General features: G+C 49.0%; 15 protein-coding genes. 9 read left to right on the forward strand and 6 right to left on the reverse strand.

What is annotated here, in order from left to right:
• The first annotated feature begins 108 nt into the window (after window positions 1-108).
• Together thrS and infC are read left to right on the forward strand one after the other, a co-directional pair.
• The gene (gene thrS / locus BUB27_RS07155; protein ID WP_143158882.1) at window positions 109-1,992 is read left to right on the forward strand and encodes a threonine--tRNA ligase; all 1,884 of its coding nucleotides are present in this window, start codon (window positions 109-111) and stop codon (window positions 1,990-1,992) included.
• A gap of 183 nt (window positions 1,993-2,175) precedes the next feature.
• The gene (gene infC / locus BUB27_RS07160; RefSeq protein ID WP_143158883.1) at window positions 2,176-2,784 is read left to right on the forward strand and encodes a translation initiation factor IF-3; all 609 of its coding nucleotides are present in this window, start codon (window positions 2,176-2,178) and stop codon (window positions 2,782-2,784) included.
• Between the two features lie 60 nt (window positions 2,785-2,844).
• On the opposite strand, the gene BUB27_RS07165 is transcribed toward infC, so the two are convergent.
• Both BUB27_RS07165 and pdxH read right to left on the reverse strand, forming a co-directional pair.
• Window positions 2,845-3,213, reverse strand: a complete 369-nt coding sequence (locus tag BUB27_RS07165; RefSeq protein WP_143158884.1) for a hypothetical protein — start codon at window positions 3,211-3,213, stop codon at window positions 2,845-2,847.
• A gap of 26 nt (window positions 3,214-3,239) precedes the next feature.
• Entirely contained in the window at window positions 3,240-3,896 is a 657-nt protein-coding gene (pdxH, locus tag BUB27_RS07170) for a pyridoxamine 5'-phosphate oxidase (protein WP_143158885.1), read from the reverse strand.
• A gap of 110 nt (window positions 3,897-4,006) precedes the next feature.
• On the opposite strand from pdxH, the gene rlmB reads away from it, so the two are divergent.
• From rlmB to BUB27_RS07190, 4 genes are all read left to right on the forward strand, one after another.
• Window positions 4,007-4,582 (forward strand): 23S rRNA (guanosine(2251)-2'-O)-methyltransferase RlmB, encoded by a 576-nt coding sequence (rlmB, locus tag BUB27_RS07175; RefSeq protein WP_143158886.1) that lies wholly within the window; start codon window positions 4,007-4,009, stop codon window positions 4,580-4,582.
• Between the two features lie 68 nt (window positions 4,583-4,650).
• Window positions 4,651-5,637, forward strand: coding sequence for a malate dehydrogenase (locus tag BUB27_RS07180; protein WP_143158887.1), 987 nt, complete (start codon window positions 4,651-4,653; stop codon window positions 5,635-5,637).
• A gap of 297 nt (window positions 5,638-5,934) precedes the next feature.
• Complete coding sequence (locus tag BUB27_RS07185; RefSeq protein ID WP_159434852.1) at window positions 5,935-7,326, forward strand: c-type cytochrome; 1,392 nt, start codon at window positions 5,935-5,937, stop codon at window positions 7,324-7,326.
• A 4-nt stretch (window positions 7,327-7,330) separates the two neighbouring features.
• Window positions 7,331-8,875 carry a hypothetical protein gene (locus BUB27_RS07190; RefSeq protein WP_200797083.1) on the forward strand — a complete coding sequence of 515 codons (1,545 nt, stop codon included), beginning with the start codon at window positions 7,331-7,333 and terminating at the stop codon, window positions 8,873-8,875.
• Between the two features lie 3 nt (window positions 8,876-8,878).
• Here the strand turns inward: BUB27_RS07190 and BUB27_RS07195 are convergent, their stop codons facing one another.
• Complete coding sequence (locus BUB27_RS07195; protein ID WP_425500465.1) at window positions 8,879-10,024, reverse strand: XylR family transcriptional regulator; 1,146 nt, start codon at window positions 10,022-10,024, stop codon at window positions 8,879-8,881.
• A 91-nt stretch (window positions 10,025-10,115) separates the two neighbouring features.
• Between BUB27_RS07195 and xylA the strand changes: the two genes are divergently transcribed.
• The 3 genes from xylA (at window position 10,116) to BUB27_RS07210 (ending at window position 12,843) form a co-directional block, all read left to right on the forward strand.
• Window positions 10,116-11,435 carry a xylose isomerase gene (xylA, locus tag BUB27_RS07200; RefSeq protein WP_143158890.1) on the forward strand — a complete coding sequence of 440 codons (1,320 nt, stop codon included), beginning with the start codon at window positions 10,116-10,118 and terminating at the stop codon, window positions 11,433-11,435.
• A 149-nt stretch (window positions 11,436-11,584) separates the two neighbouring features.
• A complete protein-coding gene (locus BUB27_RS07205) occupies window positions 11,585-12,232 on the forward strand; it encodes a hypothetical protein (RefSeq protein WP_143158891.1) in 648 nt (215 codons plus the stop codon).
• A gap of 20 nt (window positions 12,233-12,252) precedes the next feature.
• A complete protein-coding gene (locus BUB27_RS07210) occupies window positions 12,253-12,843 on the forward strand; it encodes an SET domain-containing protein (RefSeq protein ID WP_143158892.1) in 591 nt (196 codons plus the stop codon).
• A gap of 4 nt (window positions 12,844-12,847) precedes the next feature.
• Here BUB27_RS07210 and BUB27_RS07215 read toward each other — a convergent pair whose 3' ends face one another.
• From BUB27_RS07215 to BUB27_RS07225, 3 genes are all read right to left on the reverse strand, one after another.
• Window positions 12,848-13,225, reverse strand: a complete 378-nt coding sequence (locus BUB27_RS07215) for a SpoIIAA family protein (RefSeq protein ID WP_143158893.1) — start codon at window positions 13,223-13,225, stop codon at window positions 12,848-12,850.
• Window positions 13,226-13,307: 82 nt separating this feature from the next.
• Entirely contained in the window at window positions 13,308-14,216 is a 909-nt protein-coding gene (locus tag BUB27_RS07220; RefSeq protein ID WP_143158894.1) for a GYF domain-containing protein, read from the reverse strand.
• A gap of 55 nt (window positions 14,217-14,271) precedes the next feature.
• A complete protein-coding gene (locus tag BUB27_RS07225) occupies window positions 14,272-16,278 on the reverse strand; it encodes an alpha amylase C-terminal domain-containing protein (RefSeq protein ID WP_143158895.1) in 2,007 nt (668 codons plus the stop codon).
• Between the last annotated feature and the right edge of the window lie 135 nt (window positions 16,279-16,413).

The following is a 16,413-nucleotide window of genomic DNA, read 5'->3' on the forward strand; positions in this document are numbered from 1 at the left end:
AGTCAGCAGATAAGTGCTTGTATGCCCATAGAAATGCGGGATTTGCGGTGTAGATGTGCTAGATTAGGATTGCAAAAATGGGCTGGGAGTGTTTTTCAAAGCGGTGACATGGCAGATCAGAAAGAAAGAAAGTCGTTGGAAGAACGTCACCAGATGAGTGACTTGGAGCGTTTGCGCCACTCTTGTGCACACGTACTTGCCACGGCTATCACGCGTATCTGGCCAGATGCTCAGCTGGCAGGCGGCCCTCCTGTAGAGAATGGCTTTTACTATGACATTGCCTTGGATCATCGCATCACTCCGGACGACTTTGAGAAGATCGAAGCCGAGATGAAGAAGGTGATCAAAGAGAACGCGTCTTTTGAAAGGGAAGTAGTCAGCCGCAATGAAGCGCTGGAACTAGCCATGAGTGGACGTCTCGGCGCATGCAGCGAGCGTGACGTTGTCAGCAAATTTAAAGTAGACCTTCTCAACGATATTCCTGAAGACGAGGAGATTTCCATCTTTAAGAACAATGACTTCTGGGACCTGTGTGCAGGCCCTCACGTAGGTCGTACTGGAAACTGTAAGGCATTCAAGGTGATGAGTGTCGCTAGTGCCTTCTACAAAGGTAATAAAGACAACGAGTCTCTCCAGCGTGTCTACGGTACATGCTTCAAGAACAAGACTGATTTGATGGATCACCTGGAGCGCCTTGAAGAAGCCAAAAAGCGTGACCACCGTCGCCTTGGCCGTGAGCTGAACCTTTTCGCTATCGATGAGATGGTAGGGCAGGGCCTCATCCTATGGAAACCAAAGGGCGCGCTCGTACGCCGTCAGCTTCAGGATTTCATTACTGCTGAACTTGATAAACAAGGCTACAGCCAGGTTTACACACCACACATTGGTAAGCTGGACCTCTACCGTACTTCTGGTCACTTCCCATACTATCAGGAAAGCCAGTACGCAGCGATCCCAGACCGCGGTGCACTCGAGAAGATGCTTCAGGACGAGAAGTCCACTTGTGCTGACCTGTTCAGCGGCCTGGAGACAGGGGAGATCGAAGGCTACATGCTGAAGCCAATGAACTGCCCTCACCATATCAAGATTTATTCCAGTGAGCACCGTTCCTACCGCGACCTTCCGATCCGCTTGGCGGAGTTCGGTACAGTCTACCGGTGGGAGCAGTCTGGCGAGCTGGGAGGTATGACCCGTGTTCGTGGTTTCACTCAAGATGATGCCCACCTTTTCTGTACCCCTGAGCAGGTTGATGAAGAGATTCAGGGATGCCTTGGCTTGGTAGAAAAGGTATTGAACACACTGGGTATGGAAGATTACCGCGTCCGCCTTTCCTTCAGTGATCCGGATTCTGACAAGTACGTCGGTAGCCGTGAGGTCTGGGAAAAGGCTGAGAAGTCTCTTGAAGAGGCAGCCAAAAACCTCGGTGTTGATTACACGGTGGAATTGGGGGAAGCAGCTTTCTACGGTCCTAAGATCGACTTCGTCGTCAAGGATGTGATCGGCCGTGATTGGCAGCTCGGTACGGTACAGCTTGATTTCAATTTGCCTGAGCGTTTCGACCTCAGCTACATCGGTCAGGATAATGCACCTCACCGCCCGGTAATGATTCACCGCGCGCCATTTGGTTCTCTGGAGCGTTTTGTCGGCCTACTAATCGAGCACTTCGAAGGCAAGTTCCCGACATGGCTTGCACCAGAGCAGGTAAGGGTGCTACCTCTTTCAGACAAGTTCCTGGAGCACGGCGAGGCTGCAGCCAAGGTCTTGGCTGATGCTGGAGTTCGTGTGACCGTGGACAGAGCCGCCGAGAAATTAGGTGCTAAGATTCGTCTTGCAAGATTAGACAGAGTACCTTATATGCTGGTCATAGGTGGTCAGGAGGCTGAGACAAACAGCGTTTCCGTCCGCCACAGGGACCGGGAAAATCTCGGGACACAGACACTCGATGAATTTGTTCAAAACATACGTGAGGAAATCAACAACAGGTCACTTTGATCGACCTGCGGTTTCTTTTGATCCGCGCTAATGAAAGATCGTACTGTCTATTTTGAAAATTTTCTACTCATCTGCCGGAGCAGGTAGCCTGTGCAGTATGGGTAATGAAGTAACGAAGAATACCAATAGGAGGATAAAGCCATAGCAAAACCAAAGAACAAGCCGTATCGTGGCCGTCGCGACATGACTCGCGTCAACGAGTATATCCGTGCGCCAAAAGTACGTGTAGTCACACCGAATGGTGAGCAGCTGGGAGTCATGAGCTCTCGTGAAGCTGTCGCCAAGGCGAAAAGTATCGGACTCGATCTCGTAGAAATCACAGCCAATGCAGACCCACCAGTCTGTAAGATCTGTGACTACGGAAAGTACAAGTACGAGCAATCCAAGCTCAACAAGGGCAAATCCAAAGCCACTACGAAGCTCAAGGAAGTGAAATTCCGTGTACGTACTGAAGAGCACGATTACAACCTGAAGTGCTCTCGTATTGAGAAATTCTTGGACGGTGGAAACAAAGTTAAGGTCCAGCTCCAGTTCCGTGGACGTGAAAACGCTCACAAAGAACTTGGTTTCGAAGTGCTTCAGCGTGTGGCTGAAGACCTCAAGGGCATGGGGAATCTAGACCAGAAGCCTCGCTTGGCAGGTCGTGCTGTCAGCATGCTGCTTTCTCCTCTTCCTAAGGAACAGCGCAAGCGCAAGTTCTTGATGGATCACGGTGAACTCGTCGATGACGATGATGAGGATTTCGATGATGATGTCATCGAGGAATCCGAAGAAGACGAGAGCGAAGAGTAATTCGCCTAACTTCTGACCATTTTTAGAAAGCCACCGTCTGTGAAGAGGGTGGCTTTTTTGTTAGCTTGTACAGCTTTTCAGAAGCAGGATTAGGAGCACGGCAAAGACCAGGAACATGAAATAGGTCATGCGCTGGCACTTACGCCGAAGCTGTTCTGATAGTGTGCTGAGTTCGCTTACATCCTTGGCCATTTTGGCAATGAGGTCGGATTGCTCGGCGATCACTTCATCCCTCATAGCCAGTCCCTTTTTAAGCCTGTCGATCTCTTCCTCGACTGTGGCTGGTTCTGAGGAGATCTCTAAGGTTTTTCTTTCCTGCTCACCTTTGCGCCATGCTTTGATTTTCTTGAATAGGGCATAGGCTTTCTCCCGGTGTTCAAAGGCAAGTTGTGCTGCCGGGAGTAGCTTCAGAATAAATGGAAATGACATGGTGTGAGAAATGGATGTTTCTCTAACTATGGCGCAAGTCGGGAAATTTGCCAATCATTGCGGTGCTCCCGGGTGTAGACGATGCGGTCGTGCAGTCGGGAAGGGCGTCCCTGCCAGAACTCAATATAGTGAGGGTCCAAGCGGTAACCTCCCCAGAACTCGGGGAGCGGCACTGTGGTGCCTTCAGGATAATCTTTCAGTAGTTCTACTTCACGGTTCTCAATGACGGATCTGTCTGCAATCTGATGGCTTTGTGGAGAGGCTGTGGCTCCAATCTGTGATCCATGAGGGCGCATGTGGAAGTAGCTTTCCGATTCCTGGTGGCTGGTTTTATGGACAGTGCCACGAATGCAAATCTGGCGCTCTAGCTCTTTCCAGTGCAGGACGAGAGCTGCATGTGGGTTGTTGGCTAGGTCTTTGCCTTTCTGTGAGGTGTAATTGGTGAAGAAGCAGAAACCATCACGGTCATAGTGTTTCAGTAGCACGATACGTGCGGAAGGCATGCCGTCCTTGTCGGCTGTCGCGAGGGTCATCGCATTGGCATCGACAATGTGGTTGGCAATCGCTTCATCCATCCAGTTTTTGAATTGGAGGAATGGATCAGGCTCGACGTCTTCGACGCTGAGTCCAGCCTTGGTATAGTTTTCCCTGAGATCCGCGAGTGATGGTTTGGTAAAGCTCATGTAAGATTTATATAGCATAGAAATGCCTGAGATCACATCGCATTTTGTTCTAATTCGTGCAGGATTTCATGGGGCTTGCCGAGTAGGGGGCAATGGGGTAGAGCATAGACATGCGTAAGAGAGGTAACGAGCATCAAGCCAGAGATAACAAGCACGTGAGAGGCAAGGGGGGCGGTGGCCTTGTGAAGGGCGAAGATGCGATCCCATCCATTCTTGGGAAGCATGAAAACCCACTGGTGCTCGTACTGGATTGTGTGCAGGATCCACATAATCTTGGGGCGATACTACGTACAGCGGATGGCGCTGGTGTCGCCTTGGTGATTGCTCCCAAGGACAAGTCCGTGGGACTCACTGAGACAGCGCAGCGCGTGGCAGTTGGTGCAGCCGAGTCGATTCCTTTTGTTAGGGTGACCAATCTTTCCAGAACCATGAAGAATCTCCAGCAGGAGCATGGTGTCTGGTTTATTGGTACCAGTGACAAAGCGACCCAATCTCTCTACGAAACAGATCTTAAAGGTCCTATCGGTATCGTGATGGGAGCCGAGGGGGCTGGGCTCAGGAGATTGACCGAAGAAAACTGTGATATTCTCATCAATATCCCTATGGCGGGACGTGTGGATTGTCTGAATGTGAGTGTGGCCACCGGAGTATGCCTCTATGAGGCTGTGCGCCAGAGAGCTTTGTAGATGGAGGGGTAGAGAGTTTTTTGTCAGAGAATGTTGACCTGTCGTTATGGGTTGGTATTTGTTAGCTGATGAAAGACCCTATTACTGTCTCTGTGACTGGTGCCGCCGGTCAGATTGGATATTCCTTGCTGTTTAGAATTGCCTCCGGGGCGATGTTTGGCCCCGATCAGCCAGTGAATCTGCGCCTGATTGAAATTGAACCAGGCATGAAAGCTCTGGAAGGTGTGGTGATGGAGCTGGATGATTGCGCATTTCCAACTCTGAACGAGGTGGTGCCCACTTGCGACCTGAATGAGGGTTTCCGCGGTACCAACTGGGCGCTTTTAGTGGGCTCTGTGCCACGCAAGGCGGGGATGGAACGAAAAGACCTGCTCGGGATTAACGGGAAGATTTTTGTGGGACAGGGCAAGGCGATTGCTGGAAATGCTGCTAGTGATGTGCGCACCTTGGTCGTAGGTAACCCATGTAATACCAACTGTTTGATTGCGATGAATGCGGCAGATGGCGTACCTAATGACCGCTTTTTTGCCATGACGCGTCTGGATGAGAATCGTGCCAAAAGCCAGCTGGCAAAGAAAGCGGGTGTGCACCAGAATGCGGTATCGAATCTATGTATTTGGGGGAATCACTCAGCTACCCAGTATCCAGATTTTACCAACGCCAAGATCGACGGCAAGGCTGTGACTGATGTCATTTCCGACCGTGCTTGGCTGGAAGGGGAATTCATCTCTACTGTCCAGCAGCGAGGGGCGGCGATCATTCAGGCACGGGGAGCAAGTTCAGCTGCCTCTGCCGCCAATGGGGTTGTGGATACTGTCAAGAGCCTGACGAATCCTACACCAGCCGGTGACTGGACAAGCGTGGCTGTGTGTTCCAATGGCGAGTTTGGGATTGATACTGGCTTGATCGCCTCCATGCCGATCAGAACCAGTGATGGCAAATCCTGGGAAGTCGTCGAGGGAGTCGAGATTGATGCATTCTCACGTGATCGGATCGATGCTTCTGTTCAGGAACTAAAAGAAGAGCGCGAGGCTGTTCAAGATTTGATGAGCTGAATGGCTGTACGATAACGAGGCAAAGATTAATTTATCAGCACGGGGAAAGGTCTGAGGACTTTTCCCCGTTTCTTGTGTCTCGAAACCGTAGCTAAGCTTCGCAAAACGATCTTTGTAGTGCGCATTGTGGTGTTCGCGATGGATAGAGATTCCCGTACTATTGATCAGTTCCTCCGGTGGAGGTTTCCGAGTTTACTTATCTTTAAACACACAACCACGATGCTCTCAATAGATCATAAGCGCCTAATAAGCCTGAGCGCTTGTACCACTCTTTTTGCCCCGGCGTTATATGCTAAAGTGGATGGCGACACCCTCAAGCGAGGCAAGGAGTCATACGCCATGTACTGTGCAGCCTGTCATGGTGAGAATGGCAAGGGGGCTGGTGAGGGAAATTTTCCACCTCTAGCTGGAAGTAATTGGTTAAAAGGTAAGCCGGATCGGGCCATTCAGGTGGTGCTTCACGGATTGGATGGAGAAGTAACGGTCAATCGCAAACGGTATAATCTGGCAATGCCTCCACAGGGGCAAACGCTCAACGACCAGCAGATCGCCGACGTTCTGAGTTTTGTACGGTCAAGCTGGGGGAATAAGGAAGCGGCAGTTACCAGTGAGCAGGTGGAGATCGCTCGCAAAAGCACCGAGTCTCGAAAGACCCCTTGGACACAAGCCGAGATTGAGAAGCGTTATGGCCTGCCCATCAACAAGAGCAAGGTAGTCAAAGACAACCTCATCATGCACACTTATGAGGGAAAGTGGAATAAACTTCCTGATTTCACTGAGTTGGAAGTGGCTGCCACAGAGGAAGAGCACAGCGGCTACATCAGCTTACAAAACATCTATGAGGAGAAGAATTTTGGAGTCGTCTGGGAAGGTGAGATTTTGATTCGAAGCGACCATACCTATAAATTTGCCTTGGAGTGCACAGACGGGGCGAGATTTGTTCTCGATGGCCATGAAGTGATCAAACTAGACGGATTGTCTGCAAAAGCTAGGCAGAAGCAAGGCGGCGTGACTTTGAAAAAAGGGTGGCACAAATTTCGTTTGGAATACTTCAATGTCTCGGGAGATCCTCAGATTAGATTGTCCATGGGAATCGGTGGATTGAGCTTGATCTCGGATCCACTTGAAAGGGTGGCTCCTCAGAAAATCATACTCAGCGCCGAAGAACAGAAAGCGAGGCTCTACAGGCATTTCGTGGCAGGTGGAACTCCGTACACCTTATCGATAGCTTATCCGGGAAAGATAAATCTGGCATACGACACTCAGAGTTGCAGTCCGGTCATCATGTGGAAGGGGGATTTCATTGATGCCTCCAGACATTGGAATGGTCGCGGTAAAGGTTGGCAAAATGTAGCTTCAAGTTCCAGTACTCGCTTAGAATCTAAGAATTTATTCGGCCAGTCAGCCCAATTTAAATCCTACAAATTGGATGAGAACCGTTTTCCAATCTTCGTCTACACTTTAGGGGAGGAAATCACGGTGAGTGACCAGTTCACCCCAAGTTCCAAGGGCTTCGAGCGAAGCCTCACGATAAAGAATACCGGAGCCCTCCGAACCTTGCCCATACACCTTCAGTCTATGAAGGGGGCAGGTATGGACGTTCACTGCAATGAGGATACTCAAACGCCAGATGAGATACGAGTCGAACCTGGAGTGACATCACTGAAGGTTAATTACATTTGGAAATAAGATCATGAGGAGAAATTTTTTAACTTCATTTTTGGGAGGAATTCTCCTGAGTCTATCCACTATCAGTTTCGCTGCAGATAAGCTGGTTGAGTCTGATTACTACACCAGAGAAACCATTCCTATGCCAGATGGGGAGGTGCTCGAGGTTGGCTCTATCGCATTGCTGCCCGATAAGAAGGTGGCCGTGGCGACGCGCCATGGTGAGATTTGGGTCTGTGAGGGAGCCTATGGGGATGACCTGTCCAAAGTCTCATGGAAGTTGTTTTTTCAAGGTGTACACGAGCCTTTCGGGATGTACTGGAAAGACGGTTGGCTCTATGTTGCAGACCGTGGTGAATTCGCCAGAATCAAGGATTCTGATGGTGACGGAGAGGGAGATACTTATGAATTGATCAGTAGATTGTGGGGGATCAATGGTGATTATCATGAGTACACCTTTGGATCGACACCTGACAAAGACGGTAATACCTGGCTAGTTCTTTGTCTAACAGGTTCTGTTAATGCCAAATCTCCATGGCGAGGCTGGGCAATACGCGTATCGCCAGACGGGAAGGCTTTGCCAGTCTGCTCGGGCATTCGTTCACCTGGTGGAATTGGGGTGGATGTTAATGGGCAGGCTTTTTACTCCGATAACCAGGGCTTTTGGAATGGAACCTCATGCATCAAGCCTCTCATAGAAGGTAAGTTTACCGGCAATCCGGCTGGCAATGTTTTCTACAAGGATGCACCACACATGGGTAAAAGGCCACTAGACCCGCGGTCAGGTTCCAGAATCATGGTAGAGCGTGAGCGGATTCCTGAATATGTGCCCCCAGCGGTGCAGATACCTCACGGTAAAATGGGGCAGTCTACCTCAGGGATCATTTATGACCGAAGTAAGGGCAAGTTCGGTCCCTTTGCTGGTCAGATGCTTGTCGGTGATCAAACTCACTCGCAGGTCCAACGGGTGTATTTGGAGAAAGTGAATGGAGTCTATCAAGGAGCGGTTTGGAAACTTGTTGGTGGATTTGATTGCGGGATCGTGCCGATGAGAATGTCTGACGAAGGAGTTCTGTTCACAGGTGGGACGAACCGAGGTTGGGCTTCACGCGGAGGAAAGAGCTATTCATTTGAGAGGGTGAAGTGGAGCGGCAAAACACCCTTTGAAATGAAGACAATGGAAGTGAGCGAAAAGGGCTTCAAACTTAGTTTCACCAAACCCTTGGATCCCAAGCTTGCAGCAGACGTTAAGAACTACCCGATCAAAGCCTGGACCTATATCTATCAACATAGCTATGGTAGCCCTGAAGTGGATCAGTTTCAGCCTAGTGTTATCAAAGCAACCGTTTCAGCCGATGGCCTTAGCGTGGATCTAGAAGTCAATGGCCGTGTGCAGGGCCATGTTCACCACCTGGATGCTTCAGCCTTGCGCTCGGAAGATGGACTGCCGCTCCTGCACGCAGATGTCTACTACACTCTCAATGAGGTGCCAGGTAATCCTGAAAAGCAGCAGCTGAAAGATTACAAAGAGCTTCTTCCTCAGCCCTTGAGAGACAAGCTTTATCCATGAGGATTAAACTTTGTATTGTCGTGCATACTCGCTAGGGCTGCAGAGATAGTGTTTTTTGAAATTCTGAGCGAGTCTGGCACTGGAAGAATATCCGCACAATTCGGCTATTGAGGACAAATCCTCTTGGCTATTGATCAGTAGTTTTTTGGCGTTAGCGAGGCGTTGATTATGGAGTACTTCCAGCATGCTTTTGTTGAGAAGTGTTCTAAAGCGTTTCTCCAATGATCTTCGTCCCAGAGAGGTTTGCTCTACGACTTGGTCAATAGATTGGATCTCGGCAAAATGCTCTTTGATGTAGTTTAGAGCATTCTTTACCTCTTGGTCATCGACAGCACTGATGTTCGTGGACTCTCTCTCTATGACTCGAATAGGAGGAGGGGTGAATGTGGTGCTTTGCAGCGGGATACCTGTCATCAAGTCTTCTAACATAGATGCTGCCTCGTATCCGATTTTGGCAGCAGGAATCTCGATGCTAGATAGTGGTGGGCGTGAGAGTCTGCACTCTACAAGATCATTGTCGACTCCTAGAATGACTACTTCATCGGGAACTTTGATGTTCAGCTCCAGACAGACATCTGCCAGGTCTCTTGCGGGCACATCATTGGAGCAAAATATGCCTATCGGCTTGGGGAGCTTTTTCAGCCACTTCCTCATCTTGTTTGTAGCTGAATAGAGGATACGTGAATCCTGAATCCTTGGAAGATAAGGTACATCGCAGAGTTCGACTTCTCTGCCCAAAGTTCTTTTGAAACTACTGAAGCGTTGTCTGGAATACTGGATTTGAGCATCACCGACATAGGCGAAATGTTCCAAGCCTAGGTCTTTTAGGTATTTAGCTGCCATTTCACCTACCTTTTCGTGATGAACATCGGCTAATGGATAGTTGAGGTGAACTAGGGAGTCCGTGGTACTGACGATGGGGATGTTAAGATTAGCAAGTGTTTGGGCGAATTCATCGTTGTAAAGATGTCCGATGATCCCGTCTGGTCTCCAGCGTTGTAGCCACTCGATGGAATCTGGTCTGGGAGCTGAATCTCTAAAGATCCAGTTCTTGCGCTTCTGGCTAAAGGCGTAGATGCCCTGAATGACATCACGGTTGTAGCCAATATTTTTCCCCATCAATAGGGCAATTCTTCTGAGCTTTTCCACTAAAGTTAAATATGGAGTGAGTTCGTAAAATGTTCAAATCGATTACGCAAATGCGTGTTTAGTTTTCGTTTTTATCAGCTATGATGAGAACATGACAACCTACTTTGAAGGGATTCCAAAAATTCAGTACGAGGGAACTCAAACGATCAATCCTCTAGCATTCCGCCATTACAATCCTGACGAAGAGGTGATGGGCAAAACGATGCGGGAGCACTTGAAATTTGCCGCGCCTTACTGGCATGTCATGCGCAACGAGTTGTCGGATCCGTTCGGGGTCGGTACAGCTCTGATGCCATGGGATGATCAATCGAATAGTCTTCAGAATGCCCTGAATCGTGTGGAGGTATTCTTTGAATTTCTAGATAAGATTGGTATCGATTACTATTGTTGGCATGATCGTGATATCTCTCCTGAAGGTAAGACTCTTGACGAAACGCATCAGAATTTACTCAAGGTCTGTGACCTTTTAGAGGCTAAACAAAAGGAGACTGGCAAGAAGCTTCTCTGGGGCACAGCCTGTCTCTTCAGTCATCCTCGTTATGCTCAGGGGGCAGCAACGAGCCCGAATGCTGACGTGTTTGCCTATGCTGCTTCTCAGGTGAAATATGCGTTGGAACAAACACACCGTCTTGGCGGTGAGGGCTATACCTTCTGGGGGGGCCGTGAGGGCTATGCGACTTTGCTCAATACAGACATGAAACGTGAGTTGGATCACATGGCTGCACTGCTTCAGATGGCAGTTGATCACGCTAAGAAAATTGGATTCAAGGGGCAGTTCTACATCGAGCCAAAGCCGAAAGAGCCATCGACTCATCAATATGATACAGATTCAGCAACCTGCCTAAATTTCCTCAGGGAGTATGGTCTGCTAGATCATTTCAAACTCAATATCGAAACAAACCATGCAACGCTTGCTGGCCATACCATGCAGCATGAGCTTGACGTGGCACTGGGGGCCAATGCCCTCGGGTCCATTGATGCGAACCAAGGAGATGAATTACTTGGTTGGGATACAGACCAATTCCCGACCGATGTCTACATGACGACCCAGGTGATGCTACGTGTACTCAAAATGGGAGGCTTCACCACGGGAGGGCTCAATTTTGATGCGAAGCGTCGCAGGGAATCGCATTGTCTGGAGGATCTCTTCCATGCGCACATCAGCGGTATGGATGCATTTGCTCTTGGCTTGAAGGTGGCAGCAAAAATCCATCAAGAGGGGAGGTTTGAGGAATTCGTGCACCAGCGCTACGAGAGCTATTCGAGTGGCATAGGGGCTCAGATTGAAGCGGGAACAGCCACACTGGATTCACTGGACGACTACGCGAAAAGTATTGAAGCCCCTGTGCTTCAGAGCGGTAGACAGGAGATGCTGGAAAACTTGCTGAATACTTATCTCTTCGGTAAGTAGAGGTAAGGTGACGCGCTAGCGGGGACGCATGACGGGGATCAAAAATGATAGCCTTGTGGTGTGCGTTCCCCATTTTAAGGAGTTGGTGTAATAAGTTTACTTCGGAGGCTTGACTCAGGTCACGAAGAGAGGATGAATAGTCTCAGCTTATGAAGAAGAGACTTATACTGTGGCTCTGTTCTCTGGGAGCAGCGACTGGAATGGTAAATGCGCAAGCAAGACCAGGCGAAGGTGCTGCTGTAGAGGTGGCTCCGGGAATTGCGGTGGCTGAGGAAGTCAGAGTGTCTGCGCAGAAAAGCGTCCAGACTCTAGGGCGTGAGGTTTTGAATGGCAATTTTAGTTACGCGGTCGAGAAGATGTACCCGCGTTGGAAGGCGAGACAAGCGGCGCGCCTGGGCAGTGAGCAAAAGTTGCTTGAGCAGTTTAATCGTGCGGCAGTGCAAATGCAGGAGGCAGGTATTGATATCACTCATTTTAAAGCTCAAGCTCCTGTTGCCTTTTACAGAGTCTGGCCAGAGGTCAAGGAAGGCGTGACGAATGTTCGCGGTGAACAAGACATGGTTTATCATGTCGTAGCGATAGTGCCGACAAAGATGACCTTGCGCTTCTTGTTTGAAGGCAAGCCTCCCAGAACCTTCGAACGTAGCAGTTTTCAGGTGGCTGTCGCCAAGGAGGGGACTAATGACTGGACCTTCATAGATGGAGCGACTCTTAAGGTGACTGACCTGCGTAGTATTTTTCCTCTTCTGCCGAGGAACATGATCATTCCTGTCAAAGAGGACAAAGAAATCAAATAATCCCCGGAGCATCCCAAGTGATGAGCAAGAAGAGCAAAAAGAAGGAGAAGCGCTACAATCATCTCAAGGAGATGGCGAAACTGACTCGTCTCATGAAAGAGATGTATGAACGAGGTCAGAGTGAGCTATGTGAGGTGAGAAACTCCGAAATTCATGGCAGAGGTGTCTATGCTGCTGCCGATATTCCGAAAGAGACCAAGGTCATCGAGTATTTGGGGGAGTATATCGATAAAGACGAAAGTGAGGAGAGAGCCTGGGCTCAAGCAGCCAAAGCCGAAGAGTCCGGCGATGCCGCGGTTTATATTTTTACCCTAGACGACAAGTGGGACATTGATGGCAATGTGCCGTGGAATGATGCACGACTGATCAATCATTCCTGTGACCCGAATTGTGAAGCCTGGATTGAGGAAGATGAAATCTTCATCTATTCCCTTAGAGAAATCAAGAAAGGGGAAGAGCTGACATTTGACTATGGTTTTGATGTCGACTGCTATGAGGACCACCCATGTCGCTGCGGTAGTGACAAATGCATTGGCTACATAGTCAGTCAGGAGCAATGGAGTGAGCTCAAGGAGCGCATCTCAAAGCTAGAGGAAAAAGTGGAGAATTAGGCTACTATTTTTTAAGCCACGCGAGTGCATCATCCACATTCTCGAAGAACTTCACTTCTCCACTGATAAACCAGGCGGCGATCTTGGCGGTGTGCTCTTGCCACTTCTTGTTTCCGTAGATGGCGATCTTATCAAACTTGTTGCCGTGTTTGAGGCCTAATTTAAAGTCATCCCAAGCAGCTCGAGGTTCCCAGCCTTGGAGTTCCGTTCCGTCGATGAGGACTTTGACGTGAGGGTCTTTGACCGCCTCAAGCGCCGAGTCGATCATTGGCGTAATAGTCTCATAGTCGTGGTGCGTGAGCTTGCCAATGGCCTTCAGGCTGAGAAAGAAGTCTTCTCCTGAGCGCTCGATTCCTATCGATAATCCGTGGGTAGTATTCATGGTTTTGCAAAACGATTCATGCCTAGAATACACCGAATCTAGCGAAAGCCATAGAGGAAATCTTTGCTCCAAAATTGAGAGCTTAGATAAACGAAAGCAACTTGGCTACTTTTTGAAGGGCTAGGAGTGAGGCGTCCATTCTTTCGCTGGAACGCCCAATCTGAGCCAGCATCTCAGTTCTCTCTTTTTTATTCATTTCCTTGAACCATTTTTTATAGAGCCTGTCCATACGTCCCATATGATCAGTGGATTCAATGTATTTATCGATAAAGTTGTTAATGAGTCCTCCTTGATCCATGGCTGGATTTTCACCTGAGAGGGCTCTTGTCCATCTGGGAGTTGCCAGAGAGAGATAACCCATGAAGAGAAGGAAAAAAATACATTCAGCAGGGCCCAAGCGTTTCTTTGCTTTGAAGTTATTTCCTGCACAGAAGCTCAGTAACATGGGCCATAGATTGATAAACGGTACGAAGATCGCCAGTGACCACCACCTTGAATAGCCGGTATTGCGAATACGAGCACTAAACATCCATAGCAGGGCAACAACCATGCATACTAGAGGAAGAAATATCGAATAGACTCTGATACTTGAATCCAGAGGAATCACGAATGGATGGGTGTAAAGTGTGCATTCGAAGACAAGTATGAAGGATAAAGTGAAAATGAGCGGGATTCCTAAAAAGAACATCAGGAGAAAAGTAATGCGCGAAATCCCATCAAACTCAGGAGTGTCACTTTCTTTTTTGGATTGAGTCCCGATTGTTTGATGTGATGGAAAACTAGGCTTAACTGAGACTGTCTTCGTCTTGTTGCACAGGGAATATAGCTCGGGTATTTCAGTCAGCTTGTTCCATTGCTTCATGCCATCTTTCCAGATTAACGCACCTGATTGAGCCGATGCGTTAGCGGCGAGTTGCGCCAGAAGATCTGTGGCCGTCATCGGGCCATGCTGCATACCTTGATAATTGTAAAACCACACTTTGTCACACATTCAAAGACCTTTATAGGGCCTACAAGCTGATTGCAAGGCCGGAGAAAGCGGGGGATTACTTCACTTTCTTAAGAATGAGGGCAGTTCGATTAGGTAGATACAGGGATAAGGCTGGGCCGTGCTCAGTTTCTTTGGTTTGATAGTCTACGGAGGCATCGATCCGGTTGTGTCCACCAGTTTCGGGGGCGTCTGAGTCTAGGATGATTTTGTAGCTCCCAGCCTCTTTGACGGGGATATGATAATCCGTGAAAGACTGAGTGGGGTGGATGTTGACTACCGTGATTAAGTGGCGTCGCTCGAAGGCGATGATTTTATCTCCGTTATGTGACCAGAGCTGGTGAGCTTGTGGGGAGTTCAAGAGGTCGGATCTTTTACCCAGAGTAATCATCTGCCGGTCAAACTCAGCCAAATACTCATACTTGAGCTCCTTGTTCTCGATGAGTGACCACTGGCGGCGGCAGTAGTGATAGGACCAGCCGTTACCTTCACGCGGGAAATCTAACCATTCAGGATGGCCAAACTCATTTCCCATGAATGTGAGGTAAGCTTCTCCTCCGAGGGCAAATGTCAGTAGGCGTATGATTTTGTGAAGTGCGATACCTCGGTCTATTACCAAGCTTTCGTCATTCTTGGCCATGTGCCAGTACATGTCCTGGTCCATTAGCCAGAAGGCCAAAGTCTTGTCACCCACCAGGGCTTGGTCGTGTGACTCAGTATAGGAAATATTGGGTTCACCGTGGCGTCTGTTAGTAAGAGTGCCCCAGATTTCATCCGTATTCCAGTCTTCGTCCTGTTTGTGTTTGAGTAGCTTGATCCAGTAATCAGGCAGCCCCATCGCAAGACGGTGAGTGAAGCCTATGCCTCCTTCTTCTATTGGGCGGCACAAGCCTGGCATGCCAGACATATCCTCGGCTACGATAATAGCACCTGGACGGATCTGTTTGGCCAAGGTGGTGGCGAGTTGAAGATAGAGAATGGCATCATTGTCGACTCCGTCTTTGAAGTATTTGTCATAGTGGTCGAAGGCAATGTTTCCATGGTGGTCGTAAAGCATGGAGGTGATGCCGTCGAAGCGGAAGCCATCGAAGCGGAATTCCTCAAGCCAGTAGCGGACATTTGATAGGAGAAACTTTCGGACCTCGGGTTTGCCGTAATCAAAGCATTTAGAATCCCACTGAGGGTGATCGCCTTTACCTCCGCCGTGGAAGTATTGGTGGTCTGTACCGTCAAATTCATTCAGTCCTTCAGCTAAGTTTTTAACAGCGTGAGAGTGGACGATATCCATGATCACAGCTATCCCGTAGCTATGAGCTGTGTCGACCAGATGCTTGAGGTCTTCTGGTGTTCCAAAACGTGAACTGGGTGCGAAGAAATTGGAGACATGGTATCCAAAGGAGCCGTAATAGGGGTGCTCCTGAACAGCCATGAGCTGAATGGTGTTGTAGCCTAGGGAGGCAATATAGGGGATGATGTTTTCTGCGAACTCCAGATAAGTGTGTAGTCTGGGGTCCTCACCAGCAATTCCAGTGTGCGCCTCATAGATCAGAGGGGTGGTGATACTGCTCGGATCGAAATCGTGCTGCCATGGGTAGGTTTCAGAATGGCTCCAGACCTGACCGGCATAATCGTGGGTGTGTGGGTCCTGCACGGCGCGCCTGATGACCGAGGGGATACGGTCACGGACAGAGTTGTCTGCGCCGTGGATGCGTAACTTGACTTTGTCTTCATGCTTGAGGCAATCGGCTTCTAGTCTGGCTTCCCAGATGCCGTGCTCACCTTTTTCCAAGGGGGAGTCTTCACCATCCCACTCATTGAAGTCACCGACTAAAGAGATAGATTTTGCCTCAGGAGCCCATTCTCTCACTATCCAGGTTTCCTGATCTGGAAGATAATGAATCCCCAAATTCAGATGGGAATCTGCATAATCGTAAAGATTCGAATATTGGGATTTCAAATCTTCGAGATGCGTCTCGTAGTTGTCTATACGAAATCTAACGGCATCAGTTTGGTCAACTAGCCAAGGATCATTCTTGATGAGAACAGGAACGGGGTTTTCACTCACGCTATGACACTAGCCAAAACCATGCCAAGGGCGATGGAAAAATCGTAACATTTATGACTGCATGGATTCATCAGCTCACGATCATTGTTTTGATTAATGTTAAATGCTGGTTTTATCGATTTCCTGCGAGAGCAT

Origin of the sequence: Rubritalea squalenifaciens DSM 18772, from assembly GCF_900141815.1 — a bacterium.
GTDB classification, from domain to species: Bacteria; Verrucomicrobiota; Verrucomicrobiia; order Verrucomicrobiales; family Akkermansiaceae; genus Rubritalea; species Rubritalea squalenifaciens.